The 16,070-nt window shown below is 44.6% G+C and carries 16 protein-coding genes and 7 pseudogenes; 1 reads left to right on the forward strand and 22 read right to left on the reverse strand.

Translation table 11 applies throughout. From position 1 onward, the window contains the following. Nucleotides 1-30: 30 nt before the first annotated feature. The 6 genes and pseudogenes from mobQ to CCC17_RS12080 form a co-directional block, all read right to left on the reverse strand. A pseudogene (gene mobQ, locus CCC17_RS12055) lies at nucleotides 31-1,609 on the reverse strand (MobQ family relaxase). Nucleotides 1,610-1,792: 183 nt separating this feature from the next. Continuing rightward, nucleotides 1,793-2,020: a hypothetical protein gene (locus tag CCC17_RS12060; RefSeq protein WP_287083157.1), complete on the reverse strand. Its 228-nt coding sequence runs from the start codon at nucleotides 2,018-2,020 to the stop codon at nucleotides 1,793-1,795. A gap of 340 nt (nucleotides 2,021-2,360) precedes the next feature. After that, a complete protein-coding gene (locus CCC17_RS12065; protein WP_006575072.1) occupies nucleotides 2,361-2,615 on the reverse strand; it encodes a CPCC family cysteine-rich protein in 255 nt (84 codons plus the stop codon). 303 nt (nucleotides 2,616-2,918) lie between these two features. After that, the gene (locus tag CCC17_RS12070; RefSeq protein ID WP_442859775.1) at nucleotides 2,919-3,224 is read right to left on the reverse strand and encodes a DUF3847 domain-containing protein; all 306 of its coding nucleotides are present in this window, start codon (nucleotides 3,222-3,224) and stop codon (nucleotides 2,919-2,921) included. Further along, nucleotides 3,217-3,558, reverse strand: a complete 342-nt coding sequence (locus CCC17_RS12075; protein ID WP_054328106.1) for a DeoR family transcriptional regulator — start codon at nucleotides 3,556-3,558, stop codon at nucleotides 3,217-3,219. The genes CCC17_RS12070 and CCC17_RS12075 overlap by 8 nt, the downstream gene beginning before the upstream one ends. Beyond that, the gene (locus CCC17_RS12080; protein ID WP_054328105.1) at nucleotides 3,555-3,743 is read right to left on the reverse strand and encodes a hypothetical protein; all 189 of its coding nucleotides are present in this window, start codon (nucleotides 3,741-3,743) and stop codon (nucleotides 3,555-3,557) included. The genes CCC17_RS12075 and CCC17_RS12080 overlap by 4 nt, the downstream gene beginning before the upstream one ends. Nucleotides 3,744-4,226: 483 nt before the next feature. On the opposite strand from CCC17_RS12080, the gene CCC17_RS12085 reads away from it, so the two are divergent. Next, nucleotides 4,227-5,033: a helix-turn-helix domain-containing protein gene (locus CCC17_RS12085; protein WP_006873172.1), complete on the forward strand. Its 807-nt coding sequence runs from the start codon at nucleotides 4,227-4,229 to the stop codon at nucleotides 5,031-5,033. A 62-nt stretch (nucleotides 5,034-5,095) separates the two neighbouring features. Here CCC17_RS12085 and CCC17_RS12090 read toward each other — a convergent pair. The 16 genes and pseudogenes from CCC17_RS12090 to CCC17_RS12165 form a co-directional block, all read right to left on the reverse strand. Continuing rightward, nucleotides 5,096-6,055: pseudogene (locus CCC17_RS12090) on the reverse strand (DUF3658 domain-containing protein). A 16-nt stretch (nucleotides 6,056-6,071) separates the two neighbouring features. Continuing rightward, nucleotides 6,072-6,459 (reverse strand): annotated as a pseudogene (locus tag CCC17_RS12095) (TnpV protein). Beyond that, on the reverse strand, nucleotides 6,419-6,691 hold the full coding sequence (locus tag CCC17_RS12100) for a helix-turn-helix domain-containing protein (RefSeq protein ID WP_002593556.1): 273 nt from the start codon (nucleotides 6,689-6,691) through the stop codon (nucleotides 6,419-6,421). Before CCC17_RS12100 ends, CCC17_RS12095 begins: the two are co-directional and overlap by 41 nt. 154 nt (nucleotides 6,692-6,845) lie before the next feature. After that, a complete protein-coding gene (locus tag CCC17_RS12105; RefSeq protein WP_004798086.1) occupies nucleotides 6,846-7,004 on the reverse strand; it encodes a Maff2 family mobile element protein in 159 nt (52 codons plus the stop codon). Between the two features lie 217 nt (nucleotides 7,005-7,221). Beyond that, nucleotides 7,222-7,467: pseudogene (locus tag CCC17_RS12110) on the reverse strand (VirD4-like conjugal transfer protein, CD1115 family); the annotation flags it as partial. 212 nt (nucleotides 7,468-7,679) lie between these two features. Continuing rightward, nucleotides 7,680-8,152: pseudogene (locus CCC17_RS12115) on the reverse strand (GNAT family N-acetyltransferase). Between the two features lie 30 nt (nucleotides 8,153-8,182). Continuing rightward, complete coding sequence (locus CCC17_RS12120; RefSeq protein ID WP_006775152.1) at nucleotides 8,183-8,728, reverse strand: hypothetical protein; 546 nt, start codon at nucleotides 8,726-8,728, stop codon at nucleotides 8,183-8,185. Nucleotides 8,729-8,797: 69 nt separating this feature from the next. Continuing rightward, nucleotides 8,798-10,003 (reverse strand): hypothetical protein, encoded by a 1,206-nt coding sequence (locus tag CCC17_RS12125; protein ID WP_287083158.1) that lies wholly within the window; start codon nucleotides 10,001-10,003, stop codon nucleotides 8,798-8,800. 40 nt (nucleotides 10,004-10,043) lie between these two features. Continuing rightward, a complete protein-coding gene (locus CCC17_RS12130; RefSeq protein ID WP_024739055.1) occupies nucleotides 10,044-10,631 on the reverse strand; it encodes a hypothetical protein in 588 nt (195 codons plus the stop codon). 30 nt (nucleotides 10,632-10,661) lie between these two features. Further along, entirely contained in the window at nucleotides 10,662-11,120 is a 459-nt protein-coding gene (locus CCC17_RS12135; protein WP_004613373.1) for a hypothetical protein, read from the reverse strand. Between the two features lie 80 nt (nucleotides 11,121-11,200). Then, entirely contained in the window at nucleotides 11,201-11,386 is a 186-nt protein-coding gene (locus CCC17_RS12140; protein WP_287083159.1) for a hypothetical protein, read from the reverse strand. Further along, nucleotides 11,383-12,276, reverse strand: a complete 894-nt coding sequence (locus CCC17_RS12145; RefSeq protein WP_287083160.1) for a hypothetical protein — start codon at nucleotides 12,274-12,276, stop codon at nucleotides 11,383-11,385. The genes CCC17_RS12140 and CCC17_RS12145 overlap by 4 nt, the downstream gene beginning before the upstream one ends. Before the next feature lie 109 nt (nucleotides 12,277-12,385). Continuing rightward, nucleotides 12,386-12,973, reverse strand: a pseudogene (locus CCC17_RS12150) (ABC transporter permease). A gap of 502 nt (nucleotides 12,974-13,475) precedes the next feature. Next, nucleotides 13,476-13,802 carry a hypothetical protein gene (locus CCC17_RS12155; protein WP_287083162.1) on the reverse strand — a complete coding sequence of 109 codons (327 nt, stop codon included), beginning with the start codon at nucleotides 13,800-13,802 and terminating at the stop codon, nucleotides 13,476-13,478. A 116-nt stretch (nucleotides 13,803-13,918) separates the two neighbouring features. Beyond that, nucleotides 13,919-15,570: pseudogene (locus CCC17_RS12160) on the reverse strand (recombinase family protein). A gap of 71 nt (nucleotides 15,571-15,641) precedes the next feature. Beyond that, nucleotides 15,642-15,809 carry a hypothetical protein gene (locus tag CCC17_RS12165; RefSeq protein WP_002594253.1) on the reverse strand — a complete coding sequence of 56 codons (168 nt, stop codon included), beginning with the start codon at nucleotides 15,807-15,809 and terminating at the stop codon, nucleotides 15,642-15,644. Nucleotides 15,810-16,070 lie beyond the last annotated feature (261 nt).

The following is a 16,070-nucleotide window of genomic DNA, read 5'->3' on the forward strand; positions in this document are numbered from 1 at the left end:
CATTCTCTGATTGAAAATGGCAAGTGCCTGTTAAAGTTCCATATCCTGTTGTTTGTGTTTCGTCTGTGCCGGGACAGTTCTTTGTGCTTTTTTCTCGTCTGCCTTATCCTGCAAGACTTCTTTGATGGGCTGCTTCTTGGGCGGCTCTTTGCTTTCTTCTGTGCCGGGGGTGGCTTTCCGTACCCAGTAGCGGATGTCCCGCAGCTTCTTCAAATCCTCCTGTACCTCGGTCAGTGGTACTTTCAGCTCTGCGATTTCTTCCAGAAGTTTTTCCTGCTCCTCTTGCAGCTCCTTTTGGGTACTGTCCTTATCGTCTGGGTGCTTGGCAAGGTAGGCGGCGGCTTTCGCATACCGGGCAACCTCCGGGTGTTCCTGTTTGAATTTCTCCTTTGTTTTCTTAAAAAATATCTTCTGGTACTTCTCATAGACAGGCTTACATTCCTTGCAGGCTGTCTGGCTGGCAAGAATCCCGTCAATCACTTTGCTGCGGGCTTCCTTTGGCTTCATCTGATTGCGGTAATCTGCGGCTGATTTCCCGGAAGATTCCAGAAATGCTTCTAAGTCCTCCACAGTGGAAAGCCCCTTTTGCCGAAGATAGGACAGGGCTTCGCTGACTGCCTTTAAGTCCTGTGAAGTCCCCCGGTTCTGTCCAGCCCTTGTCCAGTCCTTCCGTTCTTCCTTTCGTATCTCCATGTACTTCATCAGCAGATTGGGAAGAAGTGTCGCTTCCTCCGCCGCCTTTTGTGCAAGCAGCTCTTTCCGTTTTTCTCCCAGCTCGGTAATCCAGCCTTTGAGGTTTTGGATAAGCTGCCGGATGGACTTCATCAGACTGTTGGCGGCTCTGATTTCCCGGTTCAGGTTCCGATATTCGTCTGGATACCACGCTTTTCCATCTGCCGGACAGCAGCCCCCTCATGGACAGTGGGGACAATATCAAGCCCCTGTCTGGCATAGGAACGCAAGTCCACACGCTCCGGACGGTCATTGGCTTCCAGATAGCGGTTCTGGATGACCTCCCATTCATGCCGCCAGATTTCGCAATACTTCTGGTCGTTCCAATCCACCGTATCCTCCTTGTGGCTTTTCCATCTGCCGGACGGAAGTTTTATCCGTTCCCCGTTTTCGTCAAGGTCATAAACCTTGCGGCTCTTGGGAAGCCATTTTCCATGTTCGTCCATTGCCCTCATGGTGAGCATGACATGGGCGTGGGGATTGTGTCCCGGCGGATGGGGGTCATGGATGGCAAAGTCAGCAATCATGCCTTTGGAAACAAACTGCTTCTGGCAAAACTCCCGGACAAGGACAGCATACTGGTCGGGCGGTATCTCTCTGGGGATGGTAAGCACCCACCGCCTTGCAAGCTGGGAGTTCCATTGTTTTCCACCGCTTCGGCGGCGTTCCACAAAGTATTGCGGTCTGCATATTCCTGTGGGGCATTAGGTGGGAGCAGGATTTCATTGTGGACGATACCACGCTTTTCCGGGTAGTGCTTCACTTGCTGGTCATATTCACAGAACAGTTTTTCGCCACTCTGGTAAGCAGCGGCGGCAACCGCAGACTGCCGCTGACTGCGCTGAACAATCGTGATTTCGTTGTGTGGACAGGGCATTTCGTGTCCCTCCTTTCGCTAATTGGTGGAGGGGTGGCGTTTTACCACCTCATTTTGGGCAGAAAAAAAGCAGGAAACCTTTCTTTCAGATTTCCTGCTCGGTGTGCCGCTGTGTGGGCGGCGGGTATTTAGTTGTAAAAGTTCGGGACAAGTTGACCCGATGTGAAGCTGACGAACTGGAATTTATTTGTTGTTATTTTCTATCAATCCCAAAACATCATAGTATTCATCACTATACTCAATGCCACTATTGTCAAAGCGAGATTGCAGTTCTTTTACATAGTCATAAGGGTTATCAATAGGGGAAATTTCTAATTCTGTTTCAAGATAACTTAATGTCGCTTTCTGTTCCTCTGTGCGGATTGCTTCTTCCTCTTTGAGGTGTTTTTCAAATTTGTCTTGTCCATCCAATAATCTGCTCAATAGGATTAGTAGAACCACAAGCAAGAATAAGTCTCATAAAATCCTCAAGGTTCTTGCCAGTGGATAAACAAAAACATCTGCACAGTATCAGGATTGCAGGCAAAACCATTTCCCCATACGGCTCAATAAAGCATACATAATACTTCCTTCAAAACCTATTGCCTTTGCATTGGTCGGATAGCAGAAGTAAAATAAATATCTTCAACTTGTTCAAGACAAATCAAAGAGCCATTTATATTCAGTTCTTTGTATTGGTCAAAAAGTGTTTCCATTTTATCACATCCTTTACAACTTCTAATTTTTCAGTTCTACAAGTTGGAAGTTGTCGCTATGAAATTTCTTTTTCATCATCTCTTGGTGGTCGGACATAACATAACATTTCTTTTTCACAAGCACCAAATTTTGAGAAATTGGATTTCGCTTCTTTTAGCGTTATTCCATGATTAGAGTCGCTTGGTTCGTTATCAGAAGCAATGAACGGGTCATTCTCCCAAAAACAAACGGGGCAAATATACCCACAATCTTCATTTGCCGGAACATTATAGGTAAAATATCCGCAGCAAGGACATTGGTATTTTTTCATATAAACCTCACGTTTAAGCCTTGACCTCAAATTCCTGATTTATTTCTGACTTTATTATACTTCATCGATTATCGAAAAGATAGCATATTTTATGAAACTTGTCGGCTGGGAACAGCTTGCACCGCAAGGTGTCCCCAACAGGCAAGTCCACAAAAGGGTAGCTGGCTGCAGCCAGCGCAGGGGAAGTGTAGCGTCCCCTGTTTGATTTGGAGCAGACCATGACTGCGGAAAATCACAGCTCTCCGGCGAGGAGCCTTCGGAGAACGCAATGCACCAACCTCTGGGTGGTGTATAATTGCGCCCTTAGTAAACTAAGGGGTTTCCGGCTTCTCCCGTTCCAGCATTTTTTTTCAATAGTTCCTGCGTGTCCTGCCTGTGAAAAATGAGTTTCAACAACAGCATGACATCATCATCTGTTAGGCGTTCCGGCTCTTGCAGAAAACTTTCCAGCATACCGCCACGAGTGCAGAGCCGGTGCGTCCGTTCCTTTCGGGTAAGCTGCTTTAACTGGTGCTGCAATGCCTTTTCATCATTGATGGCTTTCCGCAGTTTCTTTTCGCTTTTCTCCAGCTCCCGGTTGAGCTTTTCCAGCTTCGAGGTATCAGGCAAGGGCAGCGTCCTCCTTTCCCGGTATCAGCACATAAATCCTATTCGGTTCTCCCACGCCCTGACGCACCCGCATGATAAGTCCGGCGTTTTCCAGTTCATTCAGAGAACGCTTGACCGTCATGGGACTGCGGGACAGGACTGCGGCAATGGCTGTGACAGGGAAGCAGACAAACAGGATTCCGTTCTCGTCCTCCTGCTCTTTGGATAGCATAGCGTCCAGCATCCGGCAGTACATGACCTTTGCGGTGCTGCTGACTGGAAATCCTGTCAACGCTCTGGGAAATGGCATACAGGGCGGCAATGGTGTGTCTATCGTCATAAATTCAAAATTCATTCGGTGTGTTCCTCCTTTTTCTTTGATCGTTTGGATAAATAACGGGGGCAGTCAATCACAACCGCCCGGAAGCTCTGCTTGCACCCATGCTGGCATTTCCGGCATAATTCGTTGTAAGTGACACGCCCCCGGTCATTGAGGTAAAAGGAAAGCTCATGCTTCCTCTTTTTGCTCATTCTCGGCATATTGTATTTCCTCCCGTTTTAGTGTATGGTTTCGGGGCGATTTTCGGCAAAATTACGGTCATAGAGCCGATTAAAATCTCCCGAAGTATCAGCGATAGGGTAGACTATCCCCCTATCAGATTGTCGTGTTTCGGTATCATTTCGGTGTCAGTTCGCCAGTTCTCCCCGGTGTCGTTCCTCCCCTGAATCTCACAGCGGCGTATCGCTCCCTTTGGTACGCTCGTTTCGGTCAGGGTTCCTCCACATCCCTGCCAAAAGTCATGGCGCTACATCGCCGGGGAAGCATATCCCACACAGGCTGGTCATTCGATTGGAATAATCCATCGATGAACTACCTGTATCATAGAACATTTTTGTGCCCTGTGCCGTATGTCCACAAAGTAGGAATTAGGGGTAAAAATCAGAAATTTCCACGATTGCGGAAAGTGTGATATAATCCAGATAAGCGGCAGCAATGAAACCATTGGAAAGGAGCGTGCGCCCATGAAAGGAGCAACAAGCATACAGGAACGCCTTTGGGAACTCCGCAAGGACAAAGGCTTAAATCTGGAAGAACTATCAAAGCTGACAGGCATTTCCAAATCAGCTCTTGGAAGTTATGAAAAAGAGGATTTTAAGGAAATCAATCATGGCAACCTTATCACGCTGGCAGACTTCTATGGGGTCTCTGTTGATTATCTACTGTGCCGGATAGAGAACAGGGAGCAGATCAACACACCATTGACGGAGTTGCATTTGAATGATGAGATGGTGGCACTGCTGAAAAGCGGTCGGATTAACAACCGTCTGCTCTGTGAGCTTGCTACACATAAAGATTTTATCAAGTTTCTTGCAGATATTGAGATTTATGTGGACGGGATTGCTACCATGCAGATTCAAAACCTCAATGCACTTGTCGATACCGTCCGGCATGAAATCATTGAACGGTATCGCCCAGGCGAAGATGACCCGCATTTGAAAGTGCTGCAAGCCGCCCATATCAGTGATGATGAGTATTTCAGTCACATGGTTCTGGATGACCTCAACCTGATTATCCGGGATATTCGGGAAGCCCACAAAAAGGACAGTGAGAGTGCGCCCCAGACCACCGTTGCCGATGAATTGAAAGAAAATCTCGAAGCAGTCGAAAATTTCAAGGGCAGCCGGGATGAAAAGCTGGTTGTCCTTTACTGCAAGCAGCTCGGTATCAACTATAAAAATCTGTCAGACGAAGAATTTCGCTGGCTGATTCGGATTCTCAAAAAATCAAAGAAAATGGGAACGCCTATCAGCCAGAGGAAAAAACGGTAAAAAAAAACCGCTGTTGCATGGTTGGGGTGCCTTCCATGTAGCAGCGGTTCTTGCTGTGGTTATTATTTCATTCGTTTTCTTAATATCCGGCGATAATTTGTTTCTCCCTTTGGTGCGTCCTGTATAATTTCCAACACACCATCTTCAAGCATTTTATCAATGCGATTAGAAATCCATACATCACTAATTCCAAGTTGATATTTTCCTAAAACATTACCTATAACAATAGCCATTTTGAATTGCTCTGGCTGTTCCGCAATTTCACGAAGAATGAAACTATCATATATATCTTCTGAAACACTTTGCAATTTACCATTTAGCATTGCACGCAAAGGTGCATTTTCATTTTGAAGTTGATTCCATTTCATAGCACAAGCTGAAAGAAATACAGGCTTAGCTTTTTCTTGTAGAGTTATATATTTTCCCCATTCGCCAGGAGAAACCTCACCCCATGCTATTTTGGATGTCATAGTATTTTCTTTTCCATATTCCCAGGCAGGTAACTTAACCAAATAAATTGTTGTCTGACAGTTTATGGTCGAAGTTGTTTCATAAGCCAGTACATACCGCAAAGTTCATCCGGATTATAGCTATACCAAATACGAATTCTTCCCCAGCTACATATCGTTCAATAACCGAAGACAATGTAGTTTTAATTTTCTGTATTTTTTCTTCAACCTGATAGTCTAAATCCTCTACAAACCAGACAGACAGCATTTTCTTGAGAACATTTTTCCGCTGTTCGCCAATTCCATTATCAGAAATATCTCCCACACTAAGAGCCATATCAAAACAATAAACATCACTGCTCTTGCCTCCCAATGGAATAGCATTCTCCCAAGCAATATGTTCTTGTTCCTGTGCTTGAATTTGTGCTTCTTTCATTTCATCTGAAGATGGAACACTCCCATCTTCGTGCCTCATAAAGACCGAACTGCACTTCCTCTATACTTTCCCTTACCGTAAGTTTGGGCAATTTTCAAACTTCCACAGGCACTTTCACCAAATACAATTTCAATCATCTTATATACCTCCGATTTAATTACTCCCGTATGAATAAATTATATCATGCAAAACAATTTCTTCTGCCCGGTTGTGAATGTTATTACAACGCTGCACCCATTCCATTGTTGAGTTCGCTTCAATTCCTCTGTCACGCCCTCGGTGCTTTCATCTGCTCCATGATAGTGTCTAACCGTTCCTGTGCCTGTTCGTTCAGGTCTGCAAGATATGTCCACAATTCTCCGGTCAGTATCAATGTATTCAATCTGGCTGGGTGGACTTCCCTTAAATATTCCCGGTGCATCCGTCCGTACTTTCCGATAGGGCGGTGTTCCTCCGGCAGTTTCAAGTCCGGGATGTAGTAATCTCCGACAAGGATATAATCAATTCCGTTTTCCGTTATTCTTGGTTTCAATTCTCTCATGTTCCTTACCTCCTGTGGAAGCAGGCTCGTCTGGTACTAACTCAATCACATCGGTAATCTCACAATTCAGCGTTTCGCAGATACGGGCTAATGTATCCATGCTGATGTGCTTTCCCTCTTTGCTCATGTTGGCAATCATATTTGTTGTCATACCAGCAGCAAGCCTTAAATCCTCTTTCCTCATATCACGCTCTAACAGTGTGTGCCAGAGTGGTTTATAGCTGATGTGCATATTGTTTTCCTGCCTTTCTATCCATACCACCGGGGCGGCTGCCCCGGCAGGAACTTTTCTCTTATTATAGCACCAATCTTGTGAAATCAAAATTTATTCTTGTATCCTGCCGCTGATACCGTCTGGATTGGTTTTCCTTTCTTTTTTGTTCCCTTTAATTAGCCATGAACTGCTTCATGCCCTGAGATTTGGCGCCAGGGTTGTCATTGCCATAACCTTCCAACAGGTTGATGACACCCCAGATACCAAGACCAGCACCCAGAGCGATAACGAGAGTCTGAAGAACGGTAATTGCCTGTTCAAAAAATGCCATATAGTTTGTTAGCCGGAATCTGATTAAAAAATAGGTTTGTCATGTTTCATAGGCATACAAAAGCCGGAACAATCTGCCGCCCGGTTTCCGGGAGCATGATTCCGGCTGTCCTCCTTTTTCATTATTTTTCTTGCGATTGTCCGCTTTGTACGCCAATGGCCCATAGAGGGCAGGTGCGGCAAATAGATAAGATCACTCCCTTCTAAAGCGGAACAAATTAAGCGCCCTTTGTGTCTACTTCATATACATCGCAGACCTCATCAGGCTTGAGTTTTAGTCTGGCAGACAAAAATGCTTCAATATCAAAGGTATTTCGCTTGTCTGCATCAGCTGTGTATTTGAAATTAGGGTGTCTGGTAATGTCATACTTGTCTGAAAGAAACGGACGCACACCGCGCAACTGCAAGATGCACTTGCCGCCATCCATAACTGCCAGCTCGTCCTGGCTCATCAGCTCTTTGCCACAATGTCAAGTGATGAATTCAAAAAAGACAAGCACTATCCAAAGAAAAACTTCTTTTATGGTATCTGCCTATTTTGTTTTCGATAGTTTTAGCTGTGATACATTTAATTTAGGGTGCAAAAAAGCAGGAGACCTTTTCGGATCTCCTGCTTAGTAGAGCTGTGAATATTTAATTGTGGTTGGGTTGCCAGTTATGCAAACTGGAATTTCTGTTATAGATTTACAATCATAATAAATTCCTCGCTATTTTCATTAACAACAGTAAATCCCACTTTCTCGTACATCTTCACTGCATAATTACTTTTCTGAACAGATAAGGATATTTTTGAATATCCAGCTAATCTTTCCACTTGTAATAATTGTTTCAATAATGAAGTTCCAATGCCTAACCCTCTATATTGGGGCAGACAGACATGGCAAGAGATGGAGTATCATTATCAATGTGTCCATAGTCATTCATAATTCTTACCCAAATAGCTCCTACTACATTTCCCTGAATCTCTGCAACTAAGGCTTTATCATGTTTTCGATTTCCAAACTCGACGATATATTCTTGTAATTCCGGACATTCTATTACTGATTTAGGTGGAGGTTCAATACCTTCCGGAATATAAATCGCTTCGTATAAAAAACCACTTAATAAACAGTATTCTTCGCTTCTCATTTCTCGTATTATATAGTCCATAAGTTTACTCCAAATTCCAATTTTTGTTTTTTACTTAACTTTAGTGTAGCTCTCCATACTAAAAGTTTCTAAATCAAACACTACCGCAGCAACACTGTCCTCATTTTCTTCAATAAGCCATAAGCGAGTCCATAAGGTTTGGTCGTTCATATTGGTAGCAGTTTTATCCTCACCATCGGTAATGATTTTTTCGGGATCTAATTTTGTTACAAAAATGTTTTCAGGTTTAAGACCTGGCAGGCTGCTCTTAAGTTCCTCCTCTGTTAGTCCTGCTATATCCATTGCTTCAGCACCTTTATAATACTCAACATCTCCGTACCAGTAGTTATCGTTAACATTCTCGATGGATTTTAACCACATAAACTTATCGTCAACGAATTTATAACCAGCACCAGAGCCGGTATCTATTTCCCATGTTCCTTGTATCAGTGCATTATCATCGTTATTATCTTTGCTGTCAGTAGTACCGGCGCAAGCGGTAAGCCCCAATAGTGTAAAACAGATAATCAGAATAGCTGCTGCAATTCTAAAAAAACCATTTTTGCGGTATTTAATCATATTCATATCATAGTTCATAGGTAACCCCCAAGTTAAATTCTCTTTATTTTTGTAAGCCTTTCTCCATTGAAAAATGAAGAAAATATTTTATTCCCGTTCCCGTCTACTCCGTTTTTTCTTTCGGGAATCTGGCGGAGGGGAGAAGGTCTGAATGTAATCCTGCCGGATCAGCGTCACATCCTGAGAAAGAAAAGCAGCGACACGCTCCTGTTCGGAAGTTTGATCTGGGAAAAAGGACGCAAATTTCTGTGCCAGCTGTTCTTCTTTTTCATACAGTTTAAGTGTGCCTTCGTATCCAATCAATTCTTTCAGCACAGCAGTAAACTCCGTGTACCGGTCCCCTCGAATATCCAGATCGACCTTTGCTTTGGCAGTCATGCCGTTCAGGTAAAGTACCTTCAGGGAAGTATGGTTCCTGAACCGATTCATTGTGAACCATAAAGCCAGCTTTTTTGAGAGTAGCTTACCGCCAATCAGCATCCAGTTCTGGCTTTGGTATATTTCCAGATACTTTTTCATGCCCTCATCTTCAAACTCTATTGGTTCAAAATGTTCTCCATCCAGCAGCTGTTCCAGCTGATTTTTGCTGAGAATCTGATTCAGTACCGGTATGTTCCGGTAAGGCGCGCAGATATAGCGTCTCATTTTCTGAAACAGCGCCACAACCAGAACTGCTGTACCAAGTAAAAACAGGAAAAGCTCTCCGTCCATTTCGATTTTTCCAGTTGCCGTTACCCAGATGCCACGCAGAACCAGCACGACGCCAAAGCCCCACAGCCCGAAAATCAGCAGCTTTTTCAGCGGATGAAAATGAATCCATTCAATGATCTGTACCTGTTGTTTGCCGCTCATAGGTTCATCACGCAAAAGTCGGCGGGCGATCCACTGATTCAACAGTTGTGGAGTCCATGCAACTCCAAATAGAAAAACTGCAATACCGGCATAAAGGGCAATCCCGATCCAACCAATATCCAGATAAGACTCCAAAAGCAGTAAAAGGATAATTGGCAAAATCATGGTGAGAAAAAGTGGTAAAAATGATTTTTTGCGTCCCTTCTGGAGATTTAGGTCATTGAAAGCAGAAGTAATACACAGGGCAAAAATCATCACAGCCGATATCCCGCCAGACACCCAGTTTTTAAGGTCACCGAAACGCATCACATGCTCGGCTTTGTGCATATTCGGAAATTTCCCGGTAATACCCGCATAGAGACAAAATCCCAAATAAGCCAGAGCCAAAAGTGCCCCTACCAGCTTCAAAATTGTTTTTCCTGAAAGTTTTTGTTTCTCCATCTTCGTCGTTTTCCTATAAAATCACTGTTCCTGTGTCAATTTATCCTTCTGTATCCCAAACAAAGCTATCTACCATGTCTCTGGCGGCCTGTTCGGTGGTTTCTGATCCGCTGAAATTTGTAAGCTGGATCAGGCAGAACCCGTAATCCTTTACAATATAGTATTGCGTGGTGACAATATCGCCCTCGTCGATAGTAAAGATATACAGTAGATCTCCCTGCTCGGTATAGGTTCCATCCCCGTTCAGTTGTGCTTCAATACCATCCAGCTGCATCAAAATCTGTTGGACGATCGCATCCCGGAACTGCTCATGCTCCTCCAGACTATATTTGTTCTTTCCTACATGGATGGATATGTTGTCCGGCTTTTCATCATTTTCGTGACCTTCCTCTATGTAGAAAATCTGCGAATCAGTAGAATGCTTCTCAGATTTCTCCCATCCCTCCGGGACGGTATAAGTTCCGGGAATCGCGTGATCTTCAGATGATATTTCGGTTTCGGAAGAAGAAGGTTCCTGCTGATCCGTCACAGATTCATCAGAGGGAGATTGTGGCGATGAAGTCCCATTTTTACCGCATCCAGCAAGGAGCAGCACCATAGCTAATAACACAATTAAGATTTTTTTCATGCTCTGATTCCTCTCGCTTTATAATACGGGTTATCCGAGTTTGGAAACAATCTGGCAGAACATCTCAACATTTTCTTTCTGCCCCTGAATATCAGAGCCAATCGCATTGTTCATCAAAGAAATTTTCATTTTTTCTTTTCCGAAATGCAGCATTACGACTTTTCTTCCGGGCAGCAGCCCACCCTTGACTTCTGCCTTTGTTATGCTGCTTAGGGGCAGAGAAAGCCGGTTTTCAATTTTGGAGACATTGACGGAATTTACAATGACCATATTCAGGTGTTGCTCGGTAACTCCCAGATAGCAGTAAGCATTGCTCAGTGCGCCCAATGCAGCGGCAGCGCCCCCCGTCAGTGTAGAAAGTCCTCCAATCAGTGCATAGGTATCAGCCCCGGCCATGATGACCGCCCATAACTTGCACTGGTAGGCTTCGTTTTCGTTCAAAATGGCTTCCAGCATTTCATTTTTATCTTTTTCATTCATTGTAAGCATAATTGTTCCTCCTAATTATTGTTTTAAGTTGAGAACGCCGGATGCAATCCTTTGATAGATGCACCCGGCGTTCAAAAGCATTAGTCTGCTTTCAAATTTTTGTCCAGGATCACCAGTTCGCCGTTGCGTTCAATGATACCAGGCTGAACCACGACGATTTTCAGACCTTCCTGCAATTCCAGATACTGTGAAGCATAACCCCAAACCTTGACCTGATCGCCTTCCTCAAGCTCAATGGCAGTGCTTACAGTACCATCTTCATTCAAAATCTGGTTAGCAATACAGTAGAGCTGGCCGGTTGTATCCTCTGCGATGTAGAGAGACACATCCGAAGCGAGCGGCGTTCCGGCAATAGATTTATATTCACCGACTTCTTCGCCCCAAATAGTACCTTCACTGTAAATCCAACGACCATATTTTCTTCATATCCCTCGATGATCGCATTGAAATCCTGAGCATACGGCTCCATCTCGGCTTTTGTAGTATCCTTGTAAGCGGCAATCTTTTCATTAGATGCCTGTTCTTTTACCTCTTGCGGCTGATAATCCTTGTATTCAAAAACATTGTCCGAAGCAAGCGTGATTGCTGTGTAGTCATCATCCAGAATGACTTTATAAACAGCAATTTCATCATCATCAACAGTACGATTGATGTCGATATTTCCTGCGGAATTCAGTTTATATCCGTCTACACCTTCCAGCGCCTTTTGTAAAGCTGCGTTGGACATCGCACAGTTGATCCCATTGAGCGTTACAAAGAAATCAGGATTTGGTTGATCCTTATCGGCAGAGTATTCCAGTTCTACCACCGTTCCGCCCTCAGCAGGCTTGCATGGCTCTGTCCCGGCATTTACGATTGCAACATCTATTTCCTGATCGTCTTTGGAAAGTTCCCCATAAATACGCTCGCCGGGTTGCAGAGAACCTCTGCCTGCATCATATTCTTCCGTTTCCAAACTCCAGCCGGCTTGTATCAGCTGGGAAGTTTCCAAAGGAAGTGTGTAGTAAGTGCCATCCAGTACGAACTCAGGTGTCCCGTCATTTTTCAGCTGAGACAGAATGGCCTCATCCGTACAGCCTTTATCGCTGCCCGCAGCTGCCGGAGCTGATGTCTGAGGTTTTGAGCCGCATCCGGCCAGCATACTGCATACCAGCACACATCCTGTCAGTAAAGCAATCCATTGTTTTTCATAAGCGTAAAATCCTTTCTGCGATTCTATCAAATTTGTTTATGTATGAACAACTCATATCCTATATAAAGGTCGATTATGCCCCTATCAGCGTCATGACCACATAGAGTACGATAAGCAGGAGCGCAAGACACATTGCACAGAAAACGGCAATCGTCGTTTTGACCCTGTGCCGCTCCTTTAATGTCAGAACCATCATTGCAAGTACATCAAAGGAAAAGAAGAACTGGCAGATTCCAGCTAAAACCGCCAACCATTTCGGATGTATGCCGTCTTTGCATGACTTTATCAGATAAGCGATAGCATAGGGAGCTGCCCCTAATAGAATCCCGTATCCCAAAATCAAAAAAACAATGGTTACCAGTCCAACAACGCCATCAGCGGCAATGGGAAGAATGCCATCAGCGTTACATATACAGTGATGCTCCCTCCGATCAGGTAGAACGGGATTAGTCCATACTTGATAATCAAAGTGCAGTTCAGCAATGTTTTTCTCGACCACTTTCTTCCTAACGGTCAGCACAACAATCAAATTGACGATCCCCCATAATAAAGGGCAGAAGGATCGATACTATCTGCAATGTGATTGCATTGCCAAAATGAACTGCCAAAAGAAAGAATGTATAAGACACAATACATAGAGTACCGGGAGGATATAAGTCATTTAGCAGCCTCCTTTCTGCGCCGGATCAACCAGAGAATCAGCCAGATCAAGCAGACTGGGAACGAGAACAAGCCCAAAATAAAAACTCCGGCTCCAAACGATCCAAGGATTGAGTCCCCGGTGGCGATATTGCTGATGATTCCGAACATGCCAGACCAACGCTGAAAGAGAGCCAGCAAAGAAAGCATATTTACTCTCTTTGGCGTTTGCGGGTACTCTTGATTCTCCCTTTTTGTTTCCAAGCTGGGTTTTTAGCTGTTCGCTTAGAAGTCGTTCCTGTTCTCTAATTTGGTATCTCCGATCGCCCTTGCGTAATCTCCCCGAAGCAGGTGATACCCTATTTTATCCTGCGTATTTTTTGCTCGATGCAAAAACTGCTCCAAAATTTCTTCTGCTTCTGTCCAGCGCTGTTGGTCCAGCAGAGCGGAGAACCAGTTCGCTGTAATGATATTTTTGGAATGTTTGCTGAATGCCCAGGGACGCCAGCGATCCAATCCCTGTTTCAAATTATCAAGATTATGGTCGCTTTGATCGCCACCACATAGGGGTTAAGTTTCTTTGCCAGCCAATGTTCATATTTGCAATATGCGAAAAAGCATAGAGCCAGCAGTGCAAGAAACACTACAACAGCAATCCACATAGTCTCGTAAGAAAAAAAGTGATCATATATCAGGCACGCAACTCCGGAGAGAGCCGCAATGCTGAAAATTGGCCATGGATTTCTCATAATAGCAATATCTCCAATCATCTGTTTGAATAAAGATTCCGATATGGTCAAATTGTCATATCTATATGCAAACATTATAGCATTTGCATCATCTTTCGTCATCATTTTTCTGCTGTACGGCTAGGAATTTAATTGTAAATAAATTATGAATATATCTATTGCAATTTTACAAAAAGAAAAGCCTCATCCCTCGCTGATTGAGAGATGAGGCGAAATGATTATGCTGTAATCTCCGGGATTTCTCCGACAAAGTTATAAACGATTCTGACTTCCTGCACCTTCTGTCCGTCAATCTTCTTGACTTCGCCCACCAAAATTTTGCTGATGAGCCGGTTCAGCACCGCTTCATCCAGTTCTTCAATGGCTGCATAGCGCCGGATTTCTTTGATGAAGGTGCGGACTTCATTTTCCTGTTCGTCAGAGTGGCGCATCATCAACAGTAGGTCTTGCAGGCGCTTCTGGTTGGCTTCCTGCTCTTGTTCCAGTGTTGCTGTCAGCTTCATAAAACGCTGCTCAGTCAGGATTCCTTTTGCCTTATCGGTATATAGGCTCAGGAACATCTCATCAATTTCACGATTCCTGCTTTCCAGTCGTTGACATTCCTTCTGTGTCTGGGAGTATCCAGAAGATACCGGCGCTCCATCCGGCTGCTCAGCCGCTGATAAAAAGCATCGGCATCTTTGAGCGCAGTCTTTGCCAGTTCCTGAATATCTTTCAGCACAAGGTTGTACAAATCTCTGGCTTCGATCTTGTGGCTGGTACAGGCGTTCTTGCCCAGCCTGTTGTAGGTCTGGCAGATATAATACGCCTTATCAATCGGTTCTCGCTGTTCGCCGGTAAAACGATTCTTTCCGGTTCTGCCAACCTTTTCATACCGCACCTGCATGGACTTTCCGCAAGTCGCACAATAAATGATACCGTGGAACAGGTTATAAAAGGGGCAGGAGTTGCCCTTCATAATGGTTGGTCTGCGGTCAATGATTTCCTGTACCTGCTCCCATTCTTCCGGGGAGATGATTGCTTCATGGCAATCCTCGATAATTTCCCAGTCCTCACGAGGGATAATGTCATAGGTGTTGGAGCGAATCCCTTTCTGATGTGTCCGGCAGACCAGATGTGCGCCCTTATAAAAGGGATTCCGCAGAATATGGCTGATTCTTGCACTTCCCCATGAATAGTAATTTACATCACATTCTGTGTTGCTTTTTACTCTGGTGATCGGGACTTTATCATCCATGAGCTGCTTTGCAATCCGCATGCATCCCCAGCCATCCAGCGCCATATCATAGATTTTTCGGATTACCGGTGCTGTCTCAGGGTCACGGATCAAATGTCCCTTATCCTCCGGGTCACGCATCAAACCGAGGGGCGGCTGCCCACCACAAAACTTCCCCTGCCGGGAACGGGTCATACGCCCTGCCAGCACCTTTTTGGAAATATCCCGGCTGTACATATCGTTCAGGATATTCTTAAACGGCGTAATGTCCATTTCCTGACGGGTCAGGCTGTCCACTCCGTCTGTAATGGCAATATAGCGTACATTGTGTTTTGGGAAAAAGATTTCGATATAGCTGCCAGCTTCGATATAATTCCTGCCCAGCCTGGACAGGTCTTTGGTGATAACGCAGCCTATCTTTCCCGCCTGAATATCGGCAATCATGCGCTGGAAAGAGGGGCGGTTGAAGTTGCGGCCTGTATAACCGTCATCTACATAATACTCATACTGGAACATCCCATTTTTTTCGGCAAAGTCCCGGAGCATAAGTTTCTGGTTGCTGATGCTCATGCTTTCATTATCGCCGCCATCCTCCAGAGAGATACGGCAATAAAGGGCTGTGATTTTCTGATTAACTTGTTTTTTCCTGCTCATAGTGTTCTCCTTCTATGAACAGGGACACGATATCATTATAATACCATGTCCCTGTCCATGATTCAACTGCTTTACGCCGCTTTCTGTGCCATTTCCCGATGCTCCAGCCATTCCTCAAAGTGTTCGCAGGTCTGACGCTCGATCAGCTGCTCAAAGGCTTCTCGCATGGTTTTGTCCCCAGAAAACTCACGAACCACTACAAACTGGACTTTTTTATTCTGCTTCTTGTTTTTCTCCATAGGCTACCTCCATAGAATAGGGGGATTAGACGGTGGTTGCGGCAACGAAGTCCGGCAACGGACATCAAAAAACCTGTAAACTATCGTCTGACCCTGATTTCTTAACTTTTCAAATTTTCTTATAAAATCTCGTTGCTTTCGTTGCCGAAAACATAGATAGATCATAAAAAGCCTTTACTTGCGGGCTTTTTCTATATCAAACCCATAAATTTATCAGCAACGAACCCGGCAACCAACCGGCAGCCATCCCGGCAACAGACC

The sequence above is a fragment of the Blautia sp. LMAG:36 genome (genome assembly GCF_008680535.1).
Lineage (GTDB): Bacteria > Bacillota > Clostridia > Lachnospirales > Lachnospiraceae > Blautia_A > Blautia_A fusiformis.

What these genes read in the sequence shown, in the direction of transcription:
- CCC17_RS12080 (WP_054328105.1), bottom strand. Translation starts at nt 3,743, where the DNA reads ATGCCGAGAATGAGCAAAAAGAGGAAGCATGAGCTTTCCTTTTACCTC.
- CCC17_RS12085 (WP_006873172.1), top strand. Translation starts at nt 4,227, where the DNA reads ATGAAAGGAGCAACAAGCATACAGGAACGCCTTTGGGAACTCCGCAAG.
- CCC17_RS12135 (WP_004613373.1), bottom strand. Translation starts at nt 11,120, where the DNA reads ATGCTTACAATGAATGAAAAAGATAAAAATGAAATGCTGGAAGCCATT.
- CCC17_RS12100 (WP_002593556.1), bottom strand. Translation starts at nt 6,691, where the DNA reads ATGCACATCAGCTATAAACCACTCTGGCACACACTGTTAGAGCGTGAT.
- CCC17_RS12125 (WP_287083158.1), bottom strand. Translation starts at nt 10,003, where the DNA reads ATGGAGAAACAAAAACTTTCAGGAAAAACAATTTTGAAGCTGGTAGGG.
- CCC17_RS12075 (WP_054328106.1), bottom strand. Translation starts at nt 3,558, where the DNA reads ATGAATTTTGAATTTATGACGATAGACACACCATTGCCGCCCTGTATG.
- CCC17_RS12130 (WP_024739055.1), bottom strand. Translation starts at nt 10,631, where the DNA reads ATGAAAAAAATCTTAATTGTGTTATTAGCTATGGTGCTGCTCCTTGCT.
- CCC17_RS12165 (WP_002594253.1), bottom strand. Translation starts at nt 15,809, where the DNA reads ATGGAGAAAAACAAGAAGCAGAATAAAAAAGTCCAGTTTGTAGTGGTT.
- CCC17_RS12065 (WP_006575072.1), bottom strand. Translation starts at nt 2,615, where the DNA reads ATGAAAAAATACCAATGTCCTTGCTGCGGATATTTTACCTATAATGTT.
- CCC17_RS12105 (WP_004798086.1), bottom strand. Translation starts at nt 7,004, where the DNA reads ATGGCATTTTTTGAACAGGCAATTACCGTTCTTCAGACTCTCGTTATC.
- CCC17_RS12120 (WP_006775152.1), bottom strand. Translation starts at nt 8,728, where the DNA reads ATGAACTATGATATGAATATGATTAAATACCGCAAAAATGGTTTTTTT.
- CCC17_RS12155 (WP_287083162.1), bottom strand. Translation starts at nt 13,802, where the DNA reads ATGACGAAAGATGATGCAAATGCTATAATGTTTGCATATAGATATGAC.